The 24,542-nt window shown below is 71.5% G+C and carries 21 protein-coding genes; 13 read left to right on the top strand and 8 right to left on the bottom strand.

Annotated features, from left to right (window positions below; all coding sequences use genetic code 11):
• The first annotated feature begins 35 nt into the window (after positions 1-35).
• From rarD to ACFXMF_RS21730, 4 genes are all read left to right on the top strand, one after another.
• Positions 36-1,016, top strand: coding sequence for an EamA family transporter RarD (rarD, locus tag ACFXMF_RS21745; RefSeq protein WP_379988395.1), 981 nt, complete (start codon positions 36-38; stop codon positions 1,014-1,016).
• The gene (merB, locus tag ACFXMF_RS21740; protein ID WP_360310251.1) at positions 1,013-1,663 is read left to right on the top strand and encodes an organomercurial lyase; all 651 of its coding nucleotides are present in this window, start codon (positions 1,013-1,015) and stop codon (positions 1,661-1,663) included. Before rarD ends, merB begins: the two co-directional genes overlap by 4 nt.
• Before the next feature lie 166 nt (positions 1,664-1,829).
• Complete coding sequence (locus tag ACFXMF_RS21735; RefSeq protein WP_379988396.1) at positions 1,830-2,186, top strand: type II toxin-antitoxin system RelE/ParE family toxin; 357 nt, start codon at positions 1,830-1,832, stop codon at positions 2,184-2,186.
• A gap of 23 nt (positions 2,187-2,209) precedes the next feature.
• Complete coding sequence (locus ACFXMF_RS21730; protein ID WP_360310253.1) at positions 2,210-2,557, top strand: helix-turn-helix transcriptional regulator; 348 nt, start codon at positions 2,210-2,212, stop codon at positions 2,555-2,557.
• Between the two features lie 73 nt (positions 2,558-2,630).
• Here ACFXMF_RS21730 and ACFXMF_RS21725 read toward each other — a convergent pair whose 3' ends face one another.
• Positions 2,631-4,313 (bottom strand): long-chain-fatty-acid--CoA ligase, encoded by a 1,683-nt coding sequence (locus ACFXMF_RS21725; RefSeq protein ID WP_360310255.1) that lies wholly within the window; start codon positions 4,311-4,313, stop codon positions 2,631-2,633.
• Between the two features lie 181 nt (positions 4,314-4,494).
• On the opposite strand from ACFXMF_RS21725, the gene ACFXMF_RS21720 reads away from it, so the two are divergent.
• A complete protein-coding gene (locus tag ACFXMF_RS21720) occupies positions 4,495-5,793 on the top strand; it encodes an NYN domain-containing protein (RefSeq protein WP_380017669.1) in 1,299 nt (432 codons plus the stop codon).
• A 34-nt stretch (positions 5,794-5,827) separates the two neighbouring features.
• Here ACFXMF_RS21720 and ACFXMF_RS21715 read toward each other — a convergent pair whose 3' ends face one another.
• The 3 genes from ACFXMF_RS21715 to ACFXMF_RS21705 form a co-directional block, all read right to left on the bottom strand.
• Complete coding sequence (locus tag ACFXMF_RS21715; protein WP_379988397.1) at positions 5,828-6,220, bottom strand: hypothetical protein; 393 nt, start codon at positions 6,218-6,220, stop codon at positions 5,828-5,830.
• 393 nt (positions 6,221-6,613) lie between these two features.
• Positions 6,614-7,816, bottom strand: a complete 1,203-nt coding sequence (locus tag ACFXMF_RS21710; RefSeq protein WP_379988398.1) for a lipid-transfer protein — start codon at positions 7,814-7,816, stop codon at positions 6,614-6,616.
• A 76-nt stretch (positions 7,817-7,892) separates the two neighbouring features.
• Complete coding sequence (locus ACFXMF_RS21705) at positions 7,893-10,097, bottom strand: acyl-CoA dehydrogenase (RefSeq protein WP_360310261.1); 2,205 nt, start codon at positions 10,095-10,097, stop codon at positions 7,893-7,895.
• A 206-nt stretch (positions 10,098-10,303) separates the two neighbouring features.
• Between ACFXMF_RS21705 and ACFXMF_RS21700 the strand changes: the two genes are divergently transcribed.
• From ACFXMF_RS21700 to ACFXMF_RS21670, 7 genes are all read left to right on the top strand, one after another.
• Positions 10,304-10,942 carry a class I SAM-dependent methyltransferase gene (locus ACFXMF_RS21700; RefSeq protein ID WP_360310263.1) on the top strand — a complete coding sequence of 213 codons (639 nt, stop codon included), beginning with the start codon at positions 10,304-10,306 and terminating at the stop codon, positions 10,940-10,942.
• A gap of 214 nt (positions 10,943-11,156) precedes the next feature.
• Positions 11,157-12,419, top strand: coding sequence for a hypothetical protein (locus tag ACFXMF_RS21695; protein WP_379988399.1), 1,263 nt, complete (start codon positions 11,157-11,159; stop codon positions 12,417-12,419).
• Positions 12,409-13,524 (top strand): N-acetylmuramoyl-L-alanine amidase, encoded by a 1,116-nt coding sequence (locus ACFXMF_RS21690; RefSeq protein ID WP_379988400.1) that lies wholly within the window; start codon positions 12,409-12,411, stop codon positions 13,522-13,524. Before ACFXMF_RS21695 ends, ACFXMF_RS21690 begins: the two co-directional genes overlap by 11 nt.
• Before the next feature lie 238 nt (positions 13,525-13,762).
• The gene (locus tag ACFXMF_RS21685; RefSeq protein WP_379988402.1) at positions 13,763-14,767 is read left to right on the top strand and encodes a hypothetical protein; all 1,005 of its coding nucleotides are present in this window, start codon (positions 13,763-13,765) and stop codon (positions 14,765-14,767) included.
• Positions 14,768-14,878: 111 nt separating this feature from the next.
• A complete protein-coding gene (locus ACFXMF_RS21680; protein WP_379991971.1) occupies positions 14,879-15,874 on the top strand; it encodes a hypothetical protein in 996 nt (331 codons plus the stop codon).
• Between the two features lie 180 nt (positions 15,875-16,054).
• Positions 16,055-16,939 carry a hypothetical protein gene (locus ACFXMF_RS21675; RefSeq protein ID WP_360310273.1) on the top strand — a complete coding sequence of 295 codons (885 nt, stop codon included), beginning with the start codon at positions 16,055-16,057 and terminating at the stop codon, positions 16,937-16,939.
• 192 nt (positions 16,940-17,131) lie between these two features.
• Positions 17,132-18,145, top strand: coding sequence for an LLM class F420-dependent oxidoreductase (locus ACFXMF_RS21670; RefSeq protein ID WP_379991970.1), 1,014 nt, complete (start codon positions 17,132-17,134; stop codon positions 18,143-18,145).
• Positions 18,146-18,227: 82 nt separating this feature from the next.
• On the opposite strand, the gene ACFXMF_RS21665 is transcribed toward ACFXMF_RS21670, so the two are convergent.
• The 4 genes from ACFXMF_RS21665 to ACFXMF_RS21650 all read right to left on the bottom strand — a co-directional run bounded on the left by ACFXMF_RS21665 (position 18,228) and on the right by ACFXMF_RS21650 (position 23,713).
• Positions 18,228-20,045 (bottom strand): serine/threonine-protein kinase, encoded by a 1,818-nt coding sequence (locus tag ACFXMF_RS21665; RefSeq protein ID WP_379991969.1) that lies wholly within the window; start codon positions 20,043-20,045, stop codon positions 18,228-18,230.
• Between the two features lie 289 nt (positions 20,046-20,334).
• Complete coding sequence (locus ACFXMF_RS21660) at positions 20,335-21,468, bottom strand: prenyltransferase (protein ID WP_360310279.1); 1,134 nt, start codon at positions 21,466-21,468, stop codon at positions 20,335-20,337.
• A complete protein-coding gene (locus ACFXMF_RS21655) occupies positions 21,465-22,232 on the bottom strand; it encodes a class I SAM-dependent methyltransferase (RefSeq protein WP_379991968.1) in 768 nt (255 codons plus the stop codon). The genes ACFXMF_RS21660 and ACFXMF_RS21655 overlap by 4 nt, the downstream gene beginning before the upstream one ends.
• A gap of 65 nt (positions 22,233-22,297) precedes the next feature.
• Complete coding sequence (locus ACFXMF_RS21650; protein ID WP_379991972.1) at positions 22,298-23,713, bottom strand: glycosyltransferase family 4 protein; 1,416 nt, start codon at positions 23,711-23,713, stop codon at positions 22,298-22,300.
• A gap of 197 nt (positions 23,714-23,910) precedes the next feature.
• Between ACFXMF_RS21650 and ACFXMF_RS21645 the strand changes: the two genes are divergently transcribed.
• On the top strand, positions 23,911-24,516 hold the full coding sequence (locus ACFXMF_RS21645) for a TetR family transcriptional regulator (protein WP_360310283.1): 606 nt from the start codon (positions 23,911-23,913) through the stop codon (positions 24,514-24,516).
• Positions 24,517-24,542: the final 26 nt, after the last annotated feature.

The following is a 24,542-nucleotide window of genomic DNA, read 5'->3' as shown; positions in this document are numbered from 1 at the left end:
TGACGGCAGGCCAATTCGCCAGTACGGTCGGCGGCATGGGTTCAGAACGACGCGGATTGCTCCTGGGCACGGCGGCCTACGCCATGTGGGGCCTCTTCCCGCTCTACTGGCCGCACGTCAAGCCGGCCGGCGCCGTGGAGATCCTCGCCCACCGGATGACCTGGTCGCTGCTGTGCATGGTCGTCCTGCTCGCCGCACTGCGGCAGTGGTCGTGGATCCGCGAGATCGTCCGCACGCCGGCCAAGCTGGTCACGGTCACGCTGGCGGCCGTGATGATCTCGATCAACTGGGGCGCCTACATCTACGGCGTGAACCACGACCAGGTCGTGGAGACCTCGTTGGGCTACTTCATCACGCCGTTGGTGCTGATCGGCATCGGTGTCGTGGTGCTCGGCGAGCGGTTGCGGGCGATCCAGTGGACCGCCGTGGGGATGGGCGTCACGGCGGTGGTGGTGCTGATCGTCGCCTACGGCCGGGTGCCGTGGATCGCGCTGACCCTGGCCTGCTCGTTCGCGACGTACGGCTACATCAAGAAGCGGATGAACCTGCCCGCGACCCACTCGATGACGATCGAGACGGCCGTGATGTTCCTGCCCGCGCTGGGCTACCTGACCTGGTTGGCCTGGACCGGGGAGGGCACGTTCGGGCACGAGGGCACGCCCCAGGCGCTGATGTTGATGACGGCGGGCCTGATCACCGTGATCCCCATGTTGTGCTTCGCGGTGGCGGCGAACACGGTGCCGCTGAGCACGATCGGCATGCTGCAATACCTGGCCCCGATCATCCAGTTCGGGATCGGAGTCGCGGTCTATCACGAGCCGATGCCCGCCGCGCGGTGGGCGGGCTTCGCCCTGGTGTGGACGGCGCTCGCCGTGCTCACCTACGACGCGATCCGCCAGTCCCGGCGCAATCGGGTCGCCACGATCCCGACCGCGCGGGTGCCCGAGGCCGCAGGCGCCGCCGAACCGGCCCCGATCACGGTCGTGCCCGAGCCCGAGCGGGAGGTGGCCTCGTGAGCGTCGAGCAATTGCGCCTGGCGGTCTACCGAGGCTTCGCCGAGACCGGACGGGCGCCGTCCGACCCGGAGTTGGCAATGACCTTGGGGGTCTCCGAGGCGACCGTGCGGGCGGGGCTGTGGGCCCTGCACGAGCAGCGACACATCGTGCTGCGCGACGGTGCGATCGTGATGGCACACCCGTTCAGCGCGGTGCCGCTGGGCTTCTCGGTGATGGGTCCGCGCACGCTGTGGTGGGGCGGCTGCGCGTGGGACTCCTTCGCGGTGCCGCACCTGGTGGGCGAGGAGGTCCTGGTCGCGACCCGCTGCCCCGGCTGCGAGCGGGCCCTCGCCTGGACCGTGGGCACCGAACAACCGCCCAAGGGCGACGAGGTGGCGCACTTCCTGGTGCCGATCACCACGCTGTGGGACGACGTGGTGCACGCGTGCGGCAATCAACGACTGTTCTGCGACGAGGGCTGTGTGGACGACTGGCTCGCCCACACGGGCCAGACACGCGGCTACGTCCTGGACCTCACCAGGCTGTGGCGGCTGGCCGAGCACTGGTACGAGGGACGCCTGCACCGGGGCTACGAACGCCGCGACCCGTCCTCGGCCGCGACCTACTTCGCCTCGGTGGGCCTGGAAGGCCGCTTCTGGGGCCTGTGAGCGCACCCGAACGACGCCGCACCGCGCGACCCGGCTCCTTCCGCCGTCGTCCGACGTCGCAGCCAGGACTCGATCATGATGGAGAGCGCTCCCGGTGCCGGATTCACCCGGACGAGCGACACAAACCGAGCCGTTTATGCAGGATGCGTCATATAAGTTCATCGTCATGGCTGACCGGTGTGACATCGGGATCGAGCCGGAAGTGCAGGCATGGCTCGCGCGCCTGACACCGGCCGAGTACGGTCACGTCGAACGCGCGGCCGACATGCTTGCCGACCGGGCCACAACACTCGGAGAGCCCTACGCCAGGCACCTGGGCGGCGGACTGCGTGAACTCCGCTTCCACCTCGATCGGCGGCCGATCCGCATCACATACCGGCTCGCGCCCGGGCGTCGAATCATCCTACCGACCGTGTTTGCCAAGACCCGGATAGTCGAAACAGCTCAAGTGGATCGCGCCCGGCGCGCCCTGCACGAATGCGAGACGACGCACAGTGCGGCAACGCACATCTACAGCAGGTAGGCCGGCGCTCAGGAGGACTGATCATGGAAGCCCGTCACGCGATCCGAGGTGGCCACGCCCGTTGGGAACGCGACGCCGAGCGCGATCCAGCCCAACAGGCGGCATATGACGCGGCCGGCGCCGCCTTCGCTCTCGGCCAGGCCGTCTACGACCGACGCACCGAACTGGGCCTCTCCCAGACGGCGTTGGCAGAACGCGCCGGGATGCACCAGGCGGCGATCTCCCGGGTGGAAGGCGGCGGCACCATGCCGACTCCCCCCGTGCTGCACCGTTTGGCCCGCGCTCTACAGGCGGACCTCAATGTCGTTTTCGGTGTGGACGACTCCACCACCGCCGTCTTCGTCCCTCACGGCGACCTTCGAAGCGCCTGAGGCGTCTCGGGTCGTCGACCGCCTGCGGTATCCCAGGACGGCACAGGACACTCCGACCGACCCCGGCCCGCCCCTACCCCTCCCGATCCAGCAGCGCCAGCACATGCGCCCGCCCCCGGTCGGCGAAGGCCGTCTCCAGGGTCTTGCGGTCCGCCTCGGTGAAGGGTCGGTACGGGCCGTCCCTGCCCTCGCGCCACCACAGTTCGTCGGATCCGGTGTACCAGGCCTGGCGGACCAGGACCCGGGTCAGGATCTTGTTCGTGCTGGTCTGCGGAAGCGTCGCGGCGATCCGGACGTAGCGCGGGTGCCAGGCCCCGGACAGGTCCGACTGCGCCGTCAACCACTGCGCGAACCGCGCCGGTTCGAAGCTCGCGCCCTCGCGCAGCACCAGGGCCGCCATCGCCTGGTCGCCCGCCGCCTCGTCGGCCACGCCGTACACCGCGGCCACCGCGACGTCCGGATGCCGGGACAGGATCCGGGTGACCGGCGCCGCGCCGAAGTTCTCCCCGGCGACGCGCAGCCATTCCCCGCTGCGGCCGGCGAAGAAGACCAGGCCGTCCTCGGTCCGGTAGGCCAGGTCGCCGCTCCAGTACCAGCCCTCGCGCATGCGCTGGGCGGTCGCCGCCGGGTTGTTGTAGTAGCCCTCGAAGGAACCCGCACCGCCGATGTTGACGAGTTCGCCGACCGCGGCCTCCAGGTTGGTCATCCGGCCCTCGGCGTCGAAGGCCGCCGGCGGGCACTCCTCGCGGGTGTCCTGGTTCAGGATCCGGATCTCGCCGTTGGGCCGCCCCAGCGCACCCGGCGGCATGCCCGGGACCGGCTGGAACGACAGGCCGCCCTCGGTCGAGCCGAACCCGTCGCGCACCGTGCAGCCGAACCGCCGGGCGAATCGCTCGACGTCCTGCGGCCCGCCCTCGTTGCCGAACACCCGCGCCAGCGAGTTGTCCGCGTCGTCCGGACGCTCGGGCGTGGCCAGGATGTACGACAGCGGCTTGCCCACGTAGTTGGCGTAGGTGACCCCGAAGCGCCGCACGTCGGGCAGGAAGCCGGACGCGGAAAAGCGTCGACGCAGCACCAGTTCGGCCCCGGAGGCGACCGCCGGCGCCCAGCACGTGACGATCGCGTTGGAGTGGAACAGCGGCATCGCGCAGTACGCGACGTCCGCGCCGGTGAGCCGTTCCAGGTCCACCACGCTCGCCCCCTGCACGGCGATCTTGCCCTGCGAGCAGATCACCGCCTTGGGGTGTCCGGTGGTCCCGGAGGTGAGGATCAACATGAAGGTGTCGTCGGCGCTCGGCTGCTCGGCCGGCGGCTCGGCTCCCGCGTACGGCTCCAGCGCCGCCGCCCAGGACGCGTCGTCCACGCACAGCAGCCGGTCCGCCGGGAAGTCCGGCGCCGCAGTGCGGAGCTGCGCCAGGTGCGCGGCGTCGGTGATCACGAGCGAGCAGTCCGTGTGGTCGATGTCGCGGGCGAGTTCGGCGCCGACCCGGGTCGGATTGAGCCCGACGATCACCGCGCCGGACAGCGCCGCGGCGCCCAGCAGCAGCGGAAACTCCGGCACGTTCTCCAGCATCACCCCGATGTGCCACGGCCGACCCTCGACCCGCAGCGCGCGCAGCAGGGCCGCCCGCCGGGCCGACTCGGCGACCACCTCGGCCCACGACCAGACCCGGTCCTCGTGGCGGAGCCCGGGGCTCGCATCCGCGGCCCGCTCACGCAGTAGTACGTCCAGGGTGGTGCTCCAACGTCCGGACACGGCACGACTCCTGACGGACAGACACACGTACATGGCACGATCAAGCTTTCGCTTCGCAACCTAACCCGGGTGCGCGTGGATCGGAAGACGACCAAGATCGAAATCGGGGCGTAGGTGGTCTCGCTTGCCCACACGTGACGCGTCGGACAGATTGAAGCCGTACGCATCGGGGGAGGCAGGCATGGACATGAGTATGGATTCGGGCATACCAGGCAGAATTCGCAGCGCGCTTTTTCTTGACTTTGACAATATTTACAGCGGGCTGCGTGAGACGGATCGGGCTTCGGCGGAGATTTTCGCCCGTAAGCCCTCCCAGTGGTTGGAGTGGTTGGAGAACGAGGCGATCGAGCGTGGCCTGCGCCGATCCCTGCTTGTGCGCAACTGTTATCTCAACCCGGTCATGCACGACCGTTACCGGGCCTTCTTCACGCGGTCGGCCTTTCGCGTGATCGACTGCCCGCCGTTGACGGGGCGGGGCAAGAACAGCGCCGACATCCACATGGTGATGGATGTCCTGGATACGCTCCAGCACTCGACCCGTTTCGACGAGGTCATCATCATGAGCGCGGACGCGGATTTCACGCCCGTGCTGCTGCGACTGCGCAGCCACGATCGGCGCACCATGGTGATCGCCAGCGGCCCGGCCGCCCAGGCGTACGTCGCGGCGGGCGACGTGGTGATCAGCGACCAGGAGTTCATCGAACGGGCGCTGCGCGACGAGATCGACGTCGCGCCGGCCGACGAGGGCGTGCGCGAGCAGGTGATGGCACACGTGCGCGCGCAACTCGGCGGATCCGAGGAGCCGATCGTGCTCGCGACGCTGGCCCACTCGGTGCTCCAGCAGGTCGGCCGCGAACAGGTCACCCGCACCCGCTGGGGCGGGGCGGCCACCTTCTCGTCCCTGCTCGAACTGATGCTGGAGCAGGGCAGCGACGAAAAGCTGCTGATCAGCCGGGTGCCACCGGGTTACATCTACGACCGCACCCGACATCAGGCGCCCTCGGCCCGCCCCAACGGCCAGGGCCGGATGGACCACGTGCGCGAGCCGGTCCGCGACCTGATCGACCGGGTGGCCACGGTCACCGGGGCACCCCGGCTCTCCCCGGAGGAGTACCACGTACTCTTCGAGGAACTGCACGCCGAGGTCAGCGAGAACGGCTTCCAGGGCAACCAGACCTCGGGCGCGGTCCGCGACCGATGCGCCGAACGCATGCAGACGATCGCCCGCAAGGCGATCGCGTTCGTGACCACCGGGCTGGTCTACTCCGGCTACTGGTCCTCCACCGCGCACCCGGTCGCCTCCGCCGACGACCTGGCCGACGCCTTCCTGCGCAACGTCGAAACCCTGTGCGCCAACGCCCGCCTCTACCTCAACGACACCGAACGCGCCCTTCTCACCGAGTGGCTGCACGGCACCCCCGCCGCCCCGACCCTGATCGCCCCCGACCTGACCACCGTCCCGGGCGTCAACGGCACCTGACCCCACCGACGGGTGCGGTCCCGCACCGCACCCGTCAGGACGTCGGAGCCAGCGGAACCGACGTCGAAACGGACGTCGGAGTCGACGACGGCACCGACGCCCCCGCCGCGGTGAAGCACGGCGAAGTGACTTCGATCACGATCGCGTCGGACACCGGCCGATCCGGCGTAACGAGCGCCGAGAAGAGCCGAAGCCCATAGCCACTCTTGCGGTCACTCGCGTTCAGCACCGCAGCCGGTCCCGGTCCGCCCGCCCCGTCGAACCAGATGTCGATCCCGCGCGCCCGCATCCCGGCCCGCACCCGCTCGTAGGCGTCCGGGTGCGACGGGCCCGCCAGCGGCACCCGGAACACACTCTCGACCCCGGATCCGCCCGCGGCCCAGTCGTCGTAGCACTGCACCGGATCCGACCACACTTTCGTGGACACGGCCTCGAAGGGTCCGTTACCGATCCACCCCGTGATGTCCGACGCATATCCCGAAACGTTCCGCCGCATCTCCTCGACGTTGTGCACCGGCGCCGGCTCGGTCGACCGCTTCGGCATGTCGAACGCACTGCCCAGCCCACATCCCGCGCCGGAAACCATCAGCGCCGCTGCCAGGACCACCGCACGAACTCGCTTCGGGAACACGGGGTTTCACTTTCGTCGGGGCCTCGGGAACAGCTCCACCCTGGCTCTCGACGCCGCCCCGTCGCGTGAGCCCGCGTACTCAATCCCGTACCCGAGGCCCCCGGAACGACCCGACCGGGGCCGCCCCGGGAGCACCGTCCGCCGCCGTGACCGAGACGAACACGGCCACGGACGGCGGACCGGCAAGCCCTAGAACTGCCCGCGGCGGTACAGCCCCACGACCGCGGCGCCGCCGAGGCCGATGTTGTGCGTCAGACCGACCTTGGCGTCGGCGACCTGGCGACCCTCGGCGAGGCCGCGCAGTTGCCAGCTCACCTCGGCGGCCTGGGCCAGGCCGGTGGCGCCGAGCGGGTGGCCCTTGGAGATCAGCCCGCCGGACGGGTTGACCACCCAGCGACCGCCGTAGGTGGTGGCGCCCTCGGCGACCAGCTTGCCGCCCTCGCCCTCGCCGCACATGCCCAGCGCCTCGTAGGTGAGGATCTCGTTGATCGAGAAGCAGTCGTGCAGCTCGATCACGTCGACGTCCTCGATGCCCAGACCGGACTGCTCGAAGACCTGTCGACCGGCCGCCGCCGACATCGGCTTGCCGACCACGTCGATGCACGACTTCGAGGCGAAGCTCTCCTCGGTGTCGGTGGTCATCGACTGCGCGACGATCTCGATCGCCTGGTCCTGCAGGCCGTGTTCGCGCACGAAGCGCTCGCTGACCACGAGCGCCGCGGCGGCGCCGTCCGAGGTGGGCGAGCACTGGAGCCGGGTGAGCGGCGCGTGGATCTCCTTGGCGCCGAGCACCTCTTCGAGCGAGTACTCGACCTGGAACTGGGCGTACGGGTTGTTCACCGAGTGCCGGTGGTTCTTGACGCCCACGTGCGCGATCTGCTCGGCGGTGGTGCCGTAGCGGGCCATGTGCTCGCGGGCCGCGTTGCCGAAGATCTGCGCGGTCGGCGGCGCGGTCATCGAGAACCCGTGCGCGTCGCCCATGATCTTGTAGTGCGCGGCGACCGGCGACGTGGAGAAGTCGCCCTCGCCGCCCCCGCCCAGCGAGCCGCGCTTCATCTTCTCGAAGCCGATCGCGAGCACACAGTCGTTCAGCCCACCGGCGACGAACTGACGAGCCATCATCAGCGCGGACGAGCCGGTCGCACAGTTGTTGTTGACGTTGTAGACCGGCACCCCGGTCAGACCCAGCTCGTACACCGCACGCTGCCCGGCGGTGGACGCCTGGAAGCAGTAGCCGACCGGCGCCTGCTCGACCAGGTCGTAGCCGACGCCCGCGTCCGCCAGGGCCTTGTCGCCGGCCTCCTTGACCATGTCCCAGTACTGCCAGTCGCGGCTCTCCGGCTTCTCGAACTTGGTCATGCCGACGCCGACGATGAATGCCTTTTGTGCCATGTCGCGAACTCCCACTGAACGAATGCGGAACGAGAACGAGCGAAACGAGGACGAGAGGAACGAGAACGAAAACGGACTACTTCTCGGTGGGCTGCGGGTCCCTCGGCAGCCCCAGGATGCGTTCGCCGACCACATTGAGCTGGACCTGCGTGGTGCCGCCGGCGATGGTCAGGCAGCGGCTCATCAGGAACCCGAACGCGGCCTTTTGCCCCGCCCCCTCGTCCACCGCGCCCAGCGGGCCCAGCAGTTCGAGGGACAGCTCGGACTCGCGCTGCTGGTGCGGCGTGCCGACCAGCTTGCGCACCGAGGCACCGGCGCCCGGCTCCAGACCCGACAACCGGGCCAGCGTGGTGCGCAGTTCGATCAGCGCGAGCGAGGACGCCTCGGCCACCAGCGCGCCCAACCGCTCCCGGAAGCCGCCGTCCACGAACTCGCCCGCCGGCCCGTTCACCGAGGCGACCAGATTCGCGATGCCCGCGCCGAACGAGCTGCCCGCGCCCATGTGCACCCGCTCGTTGCCGAGCGTGTTGCGGGCCACCTGCCAGCCCTCGTCGACCTTGCCGACCACCATGTCGTCCGGCACGAAGAGGTCTTCGAGGAAGATCTCGTTGAACATCGCCAGGCCGCTGATCTCCTTGAGCGGCCGGATGTCCAGACCCGCCGCGGCCATGTCCACGATGAAGTAGGTCAGGCCCTCGTGCTTGGGCTTGTCCGGCGAGGTGCGCGCGAGCAGGATGCCCCACTGCGACTCGCGGGCCCGCGAGGTCCACACCTTCTGGCCGTTGATCAGCCAGCCGCCCTCGGTCCGGGTCGCCCGGGTGCTGATCGCGGCCAGGTCCGAGCCCGCGCCCGGCTCGGAGAAGAGCTGACACCACTGGATCTCGCCGCGCAGCGTCGGCGGCGCGAACCGCTCCTGCTGGGCCGGGGTGCCGTAGGCGATCAGCGACGGGATCACCCAGTTGCCCATGGTGATGTCCGGCAGCCGCACGCCGAGCGCCTTCATCTCCTGCTGGATCACCAGTTGCTCGACCGGCCCGGCGCCGATGCCGTACGGCTTGGGCAGGTACGGCGCGGCATAGCCCAGCGGGGCCAACCGGGCACGCTGCTCGGCGCCGGACTCGCCGGCCACCTCGGTCAGGATCGCCCGCGCGGTGTCGCGCAGGTTCTCCGCCTCTGCGGGCAGGTCCAGGACCAGCTCGCGGCGCGCCCCGGCGCTCGCCAGCTCGGTCACCCGCAGCCGCCAGAACGCGGCGGGCCCGGCGTACTGCCGCAGGGTCAGGCCCCGGCGCAGGTAGATGTGCGCGTCGTGTTCCCAGGTGAAGCCGATCCCGCCGAGGATCTGCACGCAGTCCTTGGTGGTGGTGAAGGCCGCCTCGATCGCGTACGTCGCCGCGATCGCCGCGGTCAGCGACCGGGTCGGCGCGTCCGAGCCCGCGTCGATCGCGCGCGCCGCGTCCCAGGTGACCGCTCGCGACTGCTCGACCCGCACCAGCATGTCCGCGCACAGGTGCTTGATCGCCTGGAACTGCCCGATCGGGCGGCCGAACTGCTCGCGCACCTTGGCGTATTCGGTCGCCGTGGTGAGCGCCCACTCGGCCACCCCGCAGGCCTCGGCGGACAGCAGTACGGCCGCCAGGTCGCGGGCCAGGTCCTCGTCCACACCGCCGAGCACCCGCCCGGGGGCGACCACGGTGTCCACGGTGACCTCGGCGCTGCGCCGGGTCGGGTCCACGCTCTTGAGCGCCCGGATGCTCACGGCCGCGGCGTCCACGACCACGTGGACCGACGTGCCGTCGGCCCGGCGCGCGGCCAGCACCAGCACGTCGGCGAGCGCACCGCCCAGGATCGGCGTGGCCACCCCGCTCACCCGCAGGCCGCCCGCCTCCTCGGCGGCCAGCACGGTGCCCGGGTTCGGGGCGACCGCGCCGATCAGGGTGCCGTCCACCAGGCCCGGCAGCAGTTCCTTGGCCGCGTCGCCGCCGTCCGCCTGGATCAGCGCCGAGGCCAGCACGGTGGGCAGGAACGGGCCGGGCAGCATGCCCTGGCCGGCCTGCTCCAGCGCGACGGCGGTCTCCACCAGGCCGTAGCCCGCGCCGCCGAACTCCTCCGCGACGTGCATGCCGAGCAGGCCCTGTTCGGCCAGGCCGGCCCAGTGACCGGGCCGTTCCTCGGCCTCCGCCTCCAGCACCCGGCGCACCTCTCCGATGGGTGCAACACGTTGCACCCATCCGCGTACCGATTCCGCCAGGGAGCGATGCTCCTCCGTGATGCCGATGGCCATATCGCGCCTTCCATGACTTCCGTGACTCGGTCCAGTACTTGCGATAGTAGAACCCGTTTCAATTAATCGGGAGACCGAAGTCGGGTCGAGGGCCTCGAATGTGGCCCCCGACACGGTGCCGCGACCCGGGCTGCGGCAGCATGGCCGCCCCGGGGTCGCACCGACCCGGAGCGCCGCGCACGGCCTCGATCAAGGAGAACCCCAGGATGAGCACCATCGACCCCGCCGTGCGGGCCGCGTTCGAGGCCGCCACCGGATTCATGCCCGCGAACGAGGGCGACGCGCTGTACGCGGCGGCGGCCGAGGCCGCCAAGGTCGGCCCGCTGGTCGAACTGGGCAGCTACTGCGGACGCTCGACGATCCTGCTCGCCGCGGTCGCCCGCGACGCCGGCACCGTGGTGGTCACCCTCGACCACCACCGCGGCTCCGAGGAGCAGCAGCCGGGCTGGGAGTACCACGACCCGACCCTGGTCGACCCCGAGGTCGGCGTGATGGACACGCTGCCGCGCTTTCGGCGCACGCTGTACAAGAGCGGCCTGGAGCCGTACGTGGTGGCCCTGGTCGGCCACAGCCGGGTGGTCGCGCCGCTGTGGAACACCCCGGTGGGCCTGGTGTTCATCGACGGCGGGCACACCGACGAGCACGCGCAGGGCGACTACGAGGGCTGGGCGCCGCACGTGGCGGTCGGCGGACTGCTGCTGATCCACGACGTGTTCCCGGATCCGGCCGACGGTGGCCAGGCGCCGTACCGGGTCTACCTGCGCGCGCTGGCCTGCGGCGCCTTCGAGGAACTGCCCGGCGACGGGTCGCTGCGGGTGTTGCGGCGCATCGCGCCCGGCATCTGAGCGGTACGACGACCGAACGCCCGCGCGGCACGACGGCCGGCGGCACGACGCCCGAGCGCCGAGCGGCCACGTCGCCATGTCGACCAGGTGACGGCACATCCGGTCAAGATCGATTCGAGCCTGATTCGATTCCCGAAAGCAATCGGATCCGGTCCCGCGCGGGTCCGGTTTGCTGGGACAATGCCGATCCGGGGAAGGACGCGGGGGGATCTTGATGTCCGATCGACACCAGCACGACGACCGGCCCGGTGAACCTGCGGCGGACGGCGAACAGTTCGAGACCGTCTGGGACCGGTCCGCCAACGGCGGCGTGGGCGGCTGGGTGCGCCGCCGGGTCACCGCGGCCCCGACCGCGGTGAATCCGGACGTGCCGCCACGCCCGTACCACCAGCCGACCGCACACCTGCCGGCCGCCGGCCCGCCCCGACCGGGAGGGCAGCCCGGTCCGCCTGCTCCGCCGCAGGACCAGGACACGGTGGACAATCCGGCCGCCCGCGGCCTGCCCGCCGGCCCACCGCCGCCCGCGTGGCCGGTTCCCGCCCCGCCGGCGGCGCCCCGGCCGACCGAACCGCCCGGCGAGCCGGCGCCCGCCGACTGGTTCCAGCACGAGCGCGGCCCCTCGCCGCTGCCCCCGGGCGGCACCTTCGCCGACGCGGCGCACACGCCCGTGCACGGCTACGGCATGCCCCCGGCGCGCGACGTGCCTCCCGCGCCGGACTGGTATCGCGGCGCCACCCCGCCGCCGCCCGGCCCGCTGTCCCCGGCCCCGCCCGGCCCCTCGTTCGAACGCACGCTGCTGTTCATCGTGGTCGCCGTGGTGTTCGTCGCCGCGCTGGGCACGCTGTTCGCACTGCGACCGTGGGAGGACGACAAGAAGACGCCGGCCGCGCACGGCGCGACGAGCCCCGGGCAGTCCGCGCCCGGCTCGCCGATCCCCTCCGACGGCGGCTCGGGCGGGCAGCAGGGGCTGCCTCCGGCCACGCCCCCGTCGCAGAACCCGGTGGTGACCACGCAGCCGCCGACCAGCGCGCCACCGGACGCCCGCACGCAGGCCGCCGCGCTGGACTCGCTGCTCTCCCGCAGCGGTTCGTCCCGGCAGTCGGTGATCGACGCGGTGAACAACGTCGGTTCCTGCTCGGCGCTGGCCGCCTCCCGCACCGCCCTGCTCGACGCCGCCACCCAACGCGACCAACTGGTCGCCCAGTTGGACACGATGCGCTTCGACGGGGTGCCCCAACTGCAAGCCGCCGCGCCGACGTTGCGCACCGCGTGGACCGCCTCGGCCCGCGCCGACCGGGCCTTCGCCGCATGGGCGCAGTCGGCCGCCGACTCGGGCTGTCCGGGCACCCGTTCGTTGTACGACGACGGGGCCACGATCAGCGCCGAGGCGTCCGGCGCCAAGAAGTCCTTCGTCGACACCTGGAACTCCGTCGCGCCGCAGTACGGCCTCACGTCCAGGAGTGAACTTGACCTCTGACCGCCGCGACGACCGCGGCCGTCCCGACGACCCGCACGCCGCGCACTCCCGCGCCGCGGACGGCTTCTTCGGCCACTCCGCCTCGCACGAGGCCCGACTGGAGGCCGCGCACGACCGGTTGCGCCGGCGCCGGCGGGTCACCCTGACCGTGCTGGCGCTCGCGCTCGCCGCCACCGGCATCACCACGATCGCGGTGGCCTGGCCGGACGGCTCCGACGCCCGGCACGCGAGCGCCGACCGGCCGACGGCGAGCGGCAGCACGACCTCCGCCGTGCCGGGCTCCGGGCCCGATCCCGCGGCGGCCGGCGGTGCACCGGTCCCGGCGCTGACCACCCCGGCGGGTGGGCAACAACCGTCCGCCGCACCGACGACCGCCGCCCCCGCCACCTCGGCCGGCCCACCCGCACCGCGCGCCGGAACCGCCGGACTGCCGCTCTCCGGGCGGGTCGTGATGATCGACCCGGGCCACAACCCGGGCAACGGTGCGCATTCCCGCGAGATCAACAAGCAGGTGTACGCGGGCGGGTTGACCAAGGAGTGCGACACCACCGGCACCGAGACCGACAAGGGCTACACCGAGGCCGAGTTCACCCTCGACGTGGCACACCGGGCCAAACGCCTCCTGGAGGCCCAGGGCGCCACGGTGCTCTACACCTGGGAGACCGAGGCGTGGGGCCCGTGCGTGAACGAGCGGGCCGCGCGCGGCAACGCGGCCGCGGCGGACGCGATCGTGTCCATCCACGCGGACGGCGGACCGGCGGGCGGACGCGGCTTCCACGTCATCCTGCCCGCCACGGTCAAGGACAAGAGCGTCGACACCACCCCGATCCTGGCCTCCTCACGCGCGCTGGGCACCAACCTGGCCGCCGCCTTCCGGGCGGCGACCGGCACCGGCCCCGCGACCTACCTGGGCACCCAGGACGGTCTGGTCACCCGCACCGACCTCGGCGGGTTGAACCTGTCCACCCGACCCAAGGTGTTCATCGAATGCGGCAACATGCGCAACGCCACGGACGCCGCGCAGTTCACCGACGCGAACTGGCGCGAACGCGCCGCGTCCGGGATCGCGACTGGCATCACGGCCTATCTGCTGAAGGGGACGTGAGCCCCGAGTCGGCTGTCCCCTAGGGTCTTTCCGACCGTCCTCGTCGCCCCCGCGCCGCTGACGGTCCCCGGTTCGCGGCGCCCACGCGCGCCATGTACCACCGGACGGTTCCGGGTCGGGCAACGACCGCCGTGAACCGCACGATCGGGCCCGGCGCGAGCCGTCCACGCACCGCATGTCGTCCGGCGCGCCCCGCGCCGCCGACACACGTCCCCTCCGTACCTGTTAAGGAGAAACGTTGAACCGGAAAGGGATCACGAGGGGCGATGCGATCGTCATTCTCGCGATCGTCCTGATCTTCATCTTCTCGTTCTTCAAATACTACGAAATCAGCGAATCCCTGAGCAGCGAAGACAGCGACGGTCCGTTCAGCGGGCGCAGCCGGAGTCAGGGCTGGAACGCCTGGACCGTCAACTTCTATCCGCTGATGCCCGCCGTGGTGCTGGTCCCGCTGCTGGCCGCACTGCTCCTGGTGATCGGCCGCTTCGTGGCCCAGCCGGACCGGCAGGTGCTCGGCCTGGCCCCGCGCCAGTGGGCGATCGCGTTCGGCGTGACCGGCGCGATCAGCGGCTTCTTCGCCCCGTTCGGGGCGGGCGGCGTGATCGGCGACATCGTCAAGGGTTCGGACACGGTCGATGCCGGACCCACCGTCTTCGCCTGGTTGATGATGGTGGCCGGGCTCATCGCGGCGCTCTTCCTGCTCATCGGGGATCGCATCCCCAGCCTGGCCGCGCCGCTGTTCAGCCCGGTCCCGCAGCAGCCGTGGGGCTACCCGCCGAACGGCACGGGCGGCTACCCGGCCCCGGTCGACCCGAACACCGGCTACCCGCTGCCGAACGCCACCGGCGCCTACCCGGCGCCCGCCTACCCGGCACCGGGCACCGGCACGGGCGCGGGCGCGGGCGCGGGCGCGGGCGCGCCGATGGCGGGCGTGCCAGCGCACATGCCCCCGCCGGACGTCACCGGCGCCGCCGGCACCGGGACCGGCGTCGCGCCGGTCCCCGGACAGCCGGCTCCGGCCGCGACCGGGTCGAGCGCACCGGAGTTCGCCCAGTTCTGGTTCGCCGTCCCGGAGGCCCGGACGCTGGCGCCCGCCGAGGGGCTGTCCAAGGAACCGGTGGCCACGCTGCAGACCGGCCAGTGGTACCTCGCGGTCGCCCCGCACCCGGGCGGCGTCCTGGTCGAGGTGGATGGTGTTCGAGGGGTCCTGAGCAACGTCTCCGGCATCCAGCGCGGAGAATGACGGTACGTCAACCGCCGGTGCCGGCGCGGGCGACCGCGCCGGCACCGGCGACGGTCCGGCCGCCGCACGGCAATTCCGAGCAGTACGAAAGCCCTGTCAGGGAGGAGCACGATGCCACGCAAGGGCGTCACCCGAGGTGATCTGATCGTCGCCGTGGCGGCGATCGGAGTTCTGGTCTTCTCGTTTCTCCCCTGGTACACGGTGACCGCCAAGGGCAAACAGATCGTCGGGGGAACCACCGACTACTCGGCCTGGATCGGCGACTTCACGCCGCTGGCGCCCGCGGTCGTGCTGCTGTCCTCGATCTCGCTGGTGCTGCTGCTGATCGGCCGCTACACCTTCCGGCCCGGATCGCCGCAGCCGACCGAGATCCAGTTCTGTGGGCTGGCTCTTCGGCAATGGGGCGTCGCGCTGGGCGTCGCGTCGGCGTGGAGCGCGGTGTGGGCCGTGTTCGGCGCGGACGGCGGCTACGAGAAGTTGGCGCGCTACGCCCAGGAGGTCGCCCGCGCCGGCGACCCGCAGGCGAGCGTGGACGCCGGACACGGCTGGGGTGCGTGGGGGTTGGCGGGCTTCGCCGTGCTCCAGGCCCTGTTGCTGTTGACCGTGGATCGCATCGGCGGGCTGAACGTCCCGCTGGTGCGCCCGCGCGAGAACAACTGGCAGGGCTACCCCGGCGGCGGCTTCCCCGGCGCTCCCGGCGGGTATCCGCCCGGCCCGCCCGGCACCGGTGGCTTCCCGATCCCGCCGCCCGTCGCGCCGCCGGTCTACGGGCCGTCGGGCAACACTCCCCCGCCGCAGACACCGCCGATACAGCCGCCCGCGGTCCAGCCGCCGGTACTGCTGTTCAAGCAGGACGACTCCCCGGAGCCCGCTGCCCTCGAACGCGAGCCGGAATCCGGCGACCCGGGCACGTTCGAGCAGTACTGGCTGGCCGTTCCCGAACCGAGGCCGCTGCACCCGCTGGACCACGCCGGTGACGCGCCGGCCACCCTGCATCCGGGCGTCTGGTATCTCGCGGTGGGTGTTCGAGACGGCGGCGTCGTCATCGATCTCGACGGCCTACAGGGCCTGTTGACCGATCTGACGGGTGTTCAGCGCGGCGAGTAGACATCTTCGAGAAAATGCCCCCATACGGCGCGTCGTGTGGGGCCGGGACACAGATCGTTCCCTCGTCTGGCACAGTGTCCCCGGACCAATGCACCGAGGACGCGCGGGGGCGACGTCGGTGGCACGACATGGGTCGCCCCCGTACGCTGTCGGCGCCCATCCCCCTCGGGAGGAGTATTAGTGGACGTCAGAAAGCTTTCGCGTGGCGACGCGGTCATCGGGGTCGCCGCCGTGCTCATCTTCATCTTCTCGTTCCTGAACTACGTCAAGTCGACGCGTTCGTCCGATGGTGTCAACGCGTGGTCGTCGCACCTCGCGCCGACCCTCTTCGCCGTGGTCCTCACGCCGATCATCGCGGCCGTCCTGTTCATCCTCGGTGGCCTGCTCCCGCAGCTCCAGGACAAGCAGATCCTCGGTCTGACCGCACGTCAGTGGGCGTTGCCGCTCACGATCCTGGCGCCGATCTCCGCGCTGTGGTCGATCGCGCAGGCGGACAGTGACCTCGGCATCGAGATGGGGATCGGTGGCATCTTCCTCATCCTGCTGGTCATCGTCCTCGTCGCGACGATGATCGCCACCACCGTGGCGCCCGCCCTCCAGGCGCCGCTGCTCGGCGCGGCCGGCCCCGCGGCGGCCCCGCAGGGTCAGTACGGCGGCCCGCAGGGTCAGCAGCAGCAGTACGGAGGCGCGCCCTTCGGCGGTCCGCAGGGTCCCCAGGGCCCCCAGGGTCCGCAGTCGTACGGCGGCGCCCCGCAGCAGGGCGGCTTCGGCGGCCCGGCGCCGCAGGGTCCGCAGGCCGGCTTCGGCGGCCCCGGCCCGCAGGGTCCGCAGGGCCCCGGCGGCATGCAGCAGCCCGCCCCCGGCGGCCAGGCACCCTTCCAGCCCTTCTGGTTCTCGGTGCCGGACTCGCGTCCGATGCTGGACGAGCACACCAACCAGGAGAAGGGCGTCCTGAACACGGGCGTCTGGTACCTGGCGGTGGCCGAGCACCCCAACGGCCTGCTGGTCGAGGTCGACAACGTGCGCGGCGTGCTCCAGAACACGATCGGCATCCAGCGCTCGTGACACCGGTGCTCCCGAGGAACCGGTAGTACCGAGACACCGCGACTCGGCAATACGACAGGGCGTCGTCCACATCGGACGGCGCCCTGTCGCATGCCCGGAGCGGGCGCCCGAGGGGAGGCGGCCTCCCAGGAAAGTAAAACGTGTTCTAGTCTGCGGAGGCGATTCGCCGTGCTACTCCGTGGAGGTAACGCCATGAGGCTGGGTCTGACGTTCGGATACTGGGGCCGAGGCCCGTCCGCAGGCTTCGTCGAGTCGGCCCAAAAGGCCGAGCAACTCGGGTTCGACGCGGTGTGGACCGCCGAGTCCTGGGGCTCGGACGCCTTCACGCCGCTGACCTGGATCGCCGCCCACACCTCACGCATCAAGCTGGGCACGGCGGTGACCCAGATGACCGCACGCACGCCCACCGCGACCGCGATGCACGCGCTGACCCTGGACCACCTCTCCGGCGGCCGGGTGATCCTGGGCCTGGGGCTCTCCGGCCCGCAGGTGGTCGAGGGCTGGTACGGACGGCCGTTCCCGAAGAGCCCGCTGACCTTCACCCGCGAATACGTGGACGTGATCCGCCAGGTGTTGCGCCGGGAGGGACCGGTGGTCGCCGAAGGCCGCTACGCCCGCCACCCCTACACCGGCGAGGACGGCAGCGGACTGGGCAAGTCGCTCAAGTCGATCACCCACCCGCTGCGGGCCGATCTGCCGATCTTCCTCGGCGCCGAGGGGCCGAAGAACGTGCACCTGACCACGCAGATCGCGGACGGCTGGTTGCCCCTGCACTGGGCGCCGACCCGCCCCGAGGTGTACGCGGACGCCCTGCGCGACAAGCCGGCCGGCTTCCGGATCGCGCCGATGGTGCAGGTGGCCCTCGGCGACGACGTCGAACAGGCGATGTACCCGATCAAGGCGGCGATGGGCTTCTACGTCGGCGGCATGGGCGCGAAGAACAAGAACTTCCACGCCGACCTGATGCGGCGGTTCGGCTACGCCGACGAGGCGGACCGGATCCAGGAGTTGTTCATGGCCGGCAAGCGGGACGAGGCGATCGCCGCCGTCCCGAGCGCCTTCGTCGACGAGATCGCGCTGGTCGGCCCGGCGGCCCGAATCCGCGAGCGCTTCACCGCCTGGGCCGCCGACCCGCACGTCACCGACATGATCGTCACCACCCGCAACCTGGAGGCCCTCGAACTCCTGGCCGAACTCGCCACCTGAGCACCGGGAGCGGCCGGGCCGCCGATCCACCCGCCGGCCCCGCCGCTCCACCGCCCACCCCGGTCAGGGGCCCGGACAGGGCTTAGGGCAACGGCGCCATGCACAGTTCCTGATTGCGCGACGGCAACGGGTAGTAGACCGGCGAACGACCCGGGCAACTGGTCGCGTTCGTGGCGGCCAGCGGGTGCACCTCGTCGATCCGCAGGCGGCCCTGGCGATCCGGCGGGAGGGGGCCCTGGCACGCGACCAGCGAGGCCAGGAAGGCCCATTGCCGGCCGTCGCGCGTCTCCGCGGGCACACACTCGCCCGGGTGGAAGACCCGCTCCAGGCACAGCGCGACCACGCCGGGGGTAGTCGGCCAGCGACTGCGCCCGTCGGTGCTCATACAGTCCGTCGTGCCGGCGCCGGCCGAGGTACGCGCCAACACCCGCTGCCGCGCCGCCGGGTCCTCGCAGGGCAAGGTGCGAAACGCGGCGGGTCGCCATCCCGGCGTGCCGTCGCTCGCGAAGTCCACACACGCGCCCACCGGGGCGCTCGCCACGAACGCGGCGATCGGATCGGTCGGCGCGCCGGAGGAACGAGCATCGGCCGCACCCGCCTTGCCCCGATCCCGGTCCTCGCGTCCACGCTCGTAGGCGACACCGCCGAACAGGCCGCCCACCAGGGCGATCACCACGAGCACGGCGACCAGCCACCAGCCGGCCCCGCCACCCTCGTGCGGCTCGGGCGGGGCGGGCAGGTCGTAGGTGTCCGGCCGATCGTCGCTGTCGTCGATGCGCGGCACCATCGCCTCGACGATCCGGGCCAGTTGCATCGTCTCGGCGACCGCCGGCTCGTCGGCCGAGGCCCCGGCCGGCTCCGCCGCAGCAGGCTTCGTCGACGCTCCCGCGTTCGCCGGTTTCGCCTCGACCAGCTTGACCGGCTTGACCGGGCCGACCTTGTCACCGACCGAACCCCCGTGCGCGGAACCGCCCTTCGCCTGGGCGTCGAGTCGATCGGCGAGCGGCACGGTCGGCGGGTCACCGACCAGGCGCCCGCGCCGGTGGTACGCGTCGATCAGCTCCAACGCGGGCCCCGGCAACCACGAGGCGGCGCCGTACGCCCCCCGACGATCCGCCGAATCCGGTGAATCCGGTGAATCCGGCGAATCCGCCGAACCCGGTGAATCCAGCGCCACCTCGTCGAGCAGCGCACGCGGGGTCGGCCGATCCGCCGGGTCCCGGGCCAGACAGGAGCGGATCAGCGCGATCAACTCTTCCGGCACATCGGCCAGTTCCGGCTCGCCGGTGGCCACACTGCGTCGGATCGCCGCCTCGCCGGTACCGGAGTGCGGGGGCCGCCCGGTCGCCGCGAAGCAGAGCAGCGCGCCGAGCGCGTAGACATCGGACGCCGGCCCCGGGTCCTCGCCTCGGGCCTGCTCCGGCGCGAGGTAGCCGGGCGCGGCGAGCGGACTGCCCGCGCCCTCGATCCCGAATCCGGTCACCCTCGGCCCGTCCGAGGCCACCACGATCTGCGCCGGTCGCAGATCTCCGTGCGTCAGCGACGCCTGATGAATCGTCACCAGCCCCTCGGCGATCCCGGCGGCGAGCCACCGCACCGCGTCCGGCGGCAGCGGTCCGCACGAGATCACCAGGTCGCCGAGCGACGGCGCGGGCACGTACACCGAGGCCACCCACGGATTGCGGGTCGCGCCACCGGCCGAGATCACCTCGATCACGCCGGGCCCGCGCACCTTCTGCGCCCGCTTGATGCCCTGCTGCTCGCCGTACAACATCCGCACGGCCATCGGCCGCCCGGCAGCGGTTCGCGCCAGATACACCCACCCGGGGCTGCCGGCGCCCAGCAATCCCACCACCGTGTAGGGACCTATTCGATCCCCCGGCTCCAACCCAGCCGCCATACCCACCCTCGTCACGCGAGTCGCCCAGCCCCCCACGCGAACCCTATTGCCGCCACGACCTGCCCCAACAACCGAGCACACCGCCCCCACTCGTCACCCAAGCAAGAACAGCCCACCCGAAGCCGGCAACCCGGCCCGCCCCCACTCAAGGACAAGCCCGCAAACCACCCCACGCACCCCCAAGCCAAGCAAAACCAGCCCGCCCGACACCTGAGGACAAGCCCGAAACCCGCCCCATCACGCCCAAGCCAAACAACCCCAGCCCGTCCGGCGCCTGAGGACCCCCGACTCAGACCCCGTCCACACACAGCTCCGACCCACACCGCACCTGAGCCGGATCCAGCCCCACCGGCAGGAAATCCCCCTCGAACGCCGAAGCCGCCCCGCCGAACACCGCCGTCGTGGCCGGCTCCCCGCCCAGCACGGCGGTAGCCAAAATCATCGCGCCCGCCGTCCACGCGGTCCGCTCCACCGGCCAGATCGCATCGTCCTCGAACACGTACCCGGTCCAGTACAGCCCGTCCTCGTGCCGCAGCCGCTGGATCCACGAGACGATCTCCACCGCCCGGTCGCTCTCCCCCAACGCCCAGAGCGCGATGGCCAGTTCGCAGCTCTCCGCGCCGGTGACCCAGGGCCGGTCGGAGACACACCGCACGCCCAGCTCCGGCACCACGAAGGTGTCCCAGCCGGCCTTGATCCGTTCGTCCGCCGCCGGCCCCCGCAGCGCGGTGCCCAGGATCGGGTAGTACCAGTCCATCGAGTATCGGTTCTTGTCCAGGAACCGCTCGGGATGCGATACCACCGCATGGCCCAACCGCCCCGCGGCCAACTCCCAGTCCGGCTGCGGCTCGCCGAGGTGCTCGGCGATCGCCAGCGCACACCGCAGCGCCTGGTACATGCTCGCCGACCCGGTGAGCAACGCGTCCGGCACCGGCACGCCGTGTTCGTCGCGCTTCCAGCGGATCTCCCCGCCGGGCGCCTGGAGATCGAGGATGAAGCCCATCGCCGCGCGCAGCTTCGGCCACATCCGAACCAGGAACTCCTCGCTCCCGGTGAGGAGATGGTGGTGCCACAGGCCAACCGCCAGGTAGGCCGTGAAGTTGGCCTCCTTGTTGCGATCGGTCACCACGCCGTCCACGTACGCGGCGTACCACGAGCCGTCCCGCTCCTGCCGACTCGCCAGCCAGCGATACGCCCGCTCGGCCTCGTCGTGCCGGCCGGCCACGTCGAGCGCCATCGCGGCCTCGGTGTGGTCCCACGGGTCCAGGTGTCCGCCGACGAACCACGGGATCGACCCGTCCGGTCGCTGTACGGCGGCGATCCCGTCGATCGTCACGGCCACCTGGTCGAGCGTCAACACGCCTTCCAGGGCCAGCAGTTCGAGCGCGGGCTCGGAGCCGCGACGGCGGCCCGCGACGCTCACGCGCTCGCCCCGGCGAGGTCGCCGTCCGCGCCGGCCTCGGTCTCGCCGTGCGGCCGGGGCTTGGTCGCGTAGACCACCAGGCTCTTGCCGATCAGCGGGTCCAACGCCTTCTCCGCGAGGCGGGTGGCCAGCGGGCGCTTCATGATGTCCCACACCAGGAGCTTGTGCCAGGCCCGGACCGGGAGCGCCTTGTCGTTGTCCACGCCCACCGCGCACTTGATCCACCAGTACGGCGAGTGCAGGGCGTGCGTGTGGTGGGTCCCGTACGGCCGGAGCCCGGACTCGCGGATCCGGGCCGCGAATTCGTCGCCCTTGTAGATCCGGATGTGCCCGCCCTCGACCTCGTGGTAGGCGTCCGACAGCGCCCAACAGATCTTCTCCGGCCCGTAGCGCGGCACGGTCATCGCGGCCAGGCCGCCCGGCTTGAGCACCCGGAACAGCTCGTTCAACACGCCCTTGTCGTCCGGGATGTGCTCCAGCACCTCGGAGATGATCACCCGGTCGAAGCTGTCGTCCGGGAACGGCAGCGCCAGCGCGTCCCCGACGAGCGCCTCGGCTCGCGCACCCTCGGGAACCTCACCGGCGGCCAGCATCGAGGCGAACATCGCGTCCACCTCGGCGATGTCCTTCGCGTTCCGATCGAGGGCGACCACGTCGGCGCCGCGCCGGTACGCCTCGAAGGCATGCCGGCCGCCACCACAACCCATGTCCAGGACCCGATCCCCCGGGGCCAGGGGAAAGCGGGAAAAATCCACGGTGAGCAAGTCGGCGACTCCGTCTCGTATTGCGCGAACCGGTTGCGGGGGCGGCCGGCGGGGATGGGCTGTGGTCAGCGGTTTGCGGATCCGACGCCGTGCGACGCGGGCGGCGGCAGCCGGCGGCCGAACGGCGAGCGGCCGAGCAGTACATCGCTCGCCCGTTCGGTGAGCCCGCGTCTACCGGGGCCGGCCGTGGTCGGCGCGGTGGGACCGGCCGCGAGTGCGGCCCGGTAGCTCTCCACGGTACGCACTGCCGTGTTGCGCCAGGTGAACCGCTCCAGCACCCGGGCCCGGCCCGCCTCGGCCAGTCGGGCGCGCAGTTCGGGGTCCTCCAGCAACCGGGTGAGCGCGGCGCGCAGGGCCTCCGGGTCGCCCGGCGGCACCGCGAGGCAGGTCTCCCCGTCCGGGCCGGCGACCTCGGGGATCGCGCCGCCGGTGCTGGCCACGAGCGCGGTCCCGCAGGCCATCGCCTCGGCGGCGGGCAGCGAGAAGCCCTCGTAGAGCGAGGGCACGCAGGCGACCTCGGCGCTGCGGATCAGGTCGACCAGTTCGTCGTCGGTGAGTCCGGACACGAACCGGATCGCCGAGGTCAGGCCCAGCCGGTCGATCGCACGCAGCACCGGCCCGTCCCCCTTGGGACGGCCGACCACCACGAGTTCGACGTGGTCGTGGTCGGCGCGCAGCTTGGCGAGCGCCTCGACCAGGTGGATCAGGCCCTTGAGGGGGACGTCCGCGCTCGCGGTGGTGACGATCCGGCCGGGCACCTTGGCCACCGCGGGGTCCGGCGCGAACCGATCGGTGTCGGCGCCCACCGGGACCACGGTGACCCGGCTCGGCGAGACGCCGAGGTGGTCGACGATCTCCGCCTTGGAGGAGCCGGACACGGTGAGCACGTCGCTCAGCCGCGCGGACACCCGCTTTTGCATGGTGGTGAACCCGTACCAGCGGTGCAGCGTGGCCTTGCGCCGCAGCGTGGTGGCCTCGCCGATCTCCAGCGCGCGGTCCACCGTGATCGGGTGGTGGATCGTGGTCACCAGCGGGAACCCGAGTCGGGGCAGCGCGAGTTGGCCGTAGCCCAGCGTCTGGTTGTCGTGCACGATGTCGAACTCGCCGCGCCGGGCCGCCAGGTGCCGCCACGCGCGCAGCGAGAAGGTGAGCGGCTCGGGGAAGCCCGCGGTCAGCATGCCGCCGACCTCCAGGATGTCGATCCAGTCGCGGTATTCCTTCAACCCGGGCAGCCGGAACGGATCCGGGTCGCGATACAGGTCCAGGCTGGGCAGTGTGGTGAGCTTCACGCCCTCGTCCACGACCGCGTACGGCGGGCCGGAGATCACCTCGACCTGGTGGCCGAGCCGGGTGAGTTCGCGGGACAGGTGGCGGACGTAGACTCCCTGTCCGCCGCAGTACGGATCGCCGCGATACGCCAACAGGGCGATTCGCAGGGGTCGCTCCGGGGAGGTCCGCGCCGGGTCCACCCGGGCGTCCACGGCGGTTGCGGTCTCCCGGATCACGAATGGCCCCCTATCGCTGCCCTCGTCGGAGCATAGTAGTCGCGTAATCTAGAACAAGTTTCAGTAACTGCTCGTCGGAGACCAGCCAAGATACCGCCGGGTACCCACCGCGACGGGCACCGCGTGACCCGTAACACACCGGCCGGCGAACCGCCGCGCACCGAGAGGCTGACATGACGACGTATACGAAGGCCGACCGGGCGCCGCTCACCGAGCGGCAGGAGGCGCGCCGCCGGCGGATCCTGCGGGCGACCACCCAGCTTGCCGCCCGTGGCGGCTACGAATCGGTCCAGATGCGCGAGGTCGCCGAGCTGTCCGAGGTCGCGCTGGGCACGCTGTACCGGTACTTCCCGTCCAAGGTGCACCTGCTCGTGGCGACCATGTACGACCAGCTCGACCAGCTGCACGCCCAGCTTCGCCGACGACCGCCGCGCAGCGCGAACTCGCGCGAGCGGGTGGTGGACACCCTGCTGCGCGCGTTCAAGGGCATGCAGCGCGAGCCGCACCTGACCGAGGCGATGATGCGCGCGCTCCAGTTCGCGGACCGCTCGGTGGGCGCGGAGGTGGACACCGTCAGCCGGGAGACCACCACGATGATCCTGGAGGCGATCAGCGGCGACGAGCCGGCGGCCGAGCCGACCGCCGAGGACCTCGCGGTGATCCGGGTGATCACCCACACGTGGCACTCGTCGTTGATCGCGTGGCTGAACGGCCGCGCCTCGATCGCCCAGGTCCGTACCGACATCGAAACGGTCTGCCGGCTGATCCCGGAGGACTGAGCCCACGCCGGGGGCGGGCCGCTCCG

Origin of the sequence: Embleya sp. NPDC059213, assembly GCF_042754445.1 — a bacterium.
Classification (GTDB): Bacteria; Actinomycetota; Actinomycetes; order Streptomycetales; family Streptomycetaceae; genus Embleya.
This window is presented reverse-complemented; position numbering and strand designations above follow the sequence as displayed.

Bases quoted from the DNA above. Each gene is read 5' to 3' on its own strand.
- ACFXMF_RS21695 (WP_379988399.1), top strand. From the start codon at position 11,157: ATGTCCGATCGACACCAGCACGACGACCGGCCCGGTGAACCTGCGGCG.
- ACFXMF_RS21735 (WP_379988396.1), top strand. From the start codon at position 1,830: ATGGCTGACCGGTGTGACATCGGGATCGAGCCGGAAGTGCAGGCATGG.
- ACFXMF_RS21645 (WP_360310283.1), top strand. From the start codon at position 23,911: ATGACGACGTATACGAAGGCCGACCGGGCGCCGCTCACCGAGCGGCAG.
- ACFXMF_RS21720 (WP_380017669.1), top strand. From the start codon at position 4,495: ATGGACATGAGTATGGATTCGGGCATACCAGGCAGAATTCGCAGCGCG.
- ACFXMF_RS21705 (WP_360310261.1), bottom strand. From the start codon at position 10,097: ATGGCCATCGGCATCACGGAGGAGCATCGCTCCCTGGCGGAATCGGTA.
- ACFXMF_RS21670 (WP_379991970.1), top strand. From the start codon at position 17,132: ATGAGGCTGGGTCTGACGTTCGGATACTGGGGCCGAGGCCCGTCCGCA.
- rarD (WP_379988395.1), top strand. From the start codon at position 36: ATGGGTTCAGAACGACGCGGATTGCTCCTGGGCACGGCGGCCTACGCC.
- ACFXMF_RS21700 (WP_360310263.1), top strand. From the start codon at position 10,304: ATGAGCACCATCGACCCCGCCGTGCGGGCCGCGTTCGAGGCCGCCACC.
- ACFXMF_RS21710 (WP_379988398.1), bottom strand. From the start codon at position 7,816: ATGGCACAAAAGGCATTCATCGTCGGCGTCGGCATGACCAAGTTCGAG.
- ACFXMF_RS21730 (WP_360310253.1), top strand. From the start codon at position 2,210: ATGGAAGCCCGTCACGCGATCCGAGGTGGCCACGCCCGTTGGGAACGC.
- ACFXMF_RS21680 (WP_379991971.1), top strand. From the start codon at position 14,879: ATGCCACGCAAGGGCGTCACCCGAGGTGATCTGATCGTCGCCGTGGCG.
- ACFXMF_RS21665 (WP_379991969.1), bottom strand. From the start codon at position 20,045: ATGGCGGCTGGGTTGGAGCCGGGGGATCGAATAGGTCCCTACACGGTG.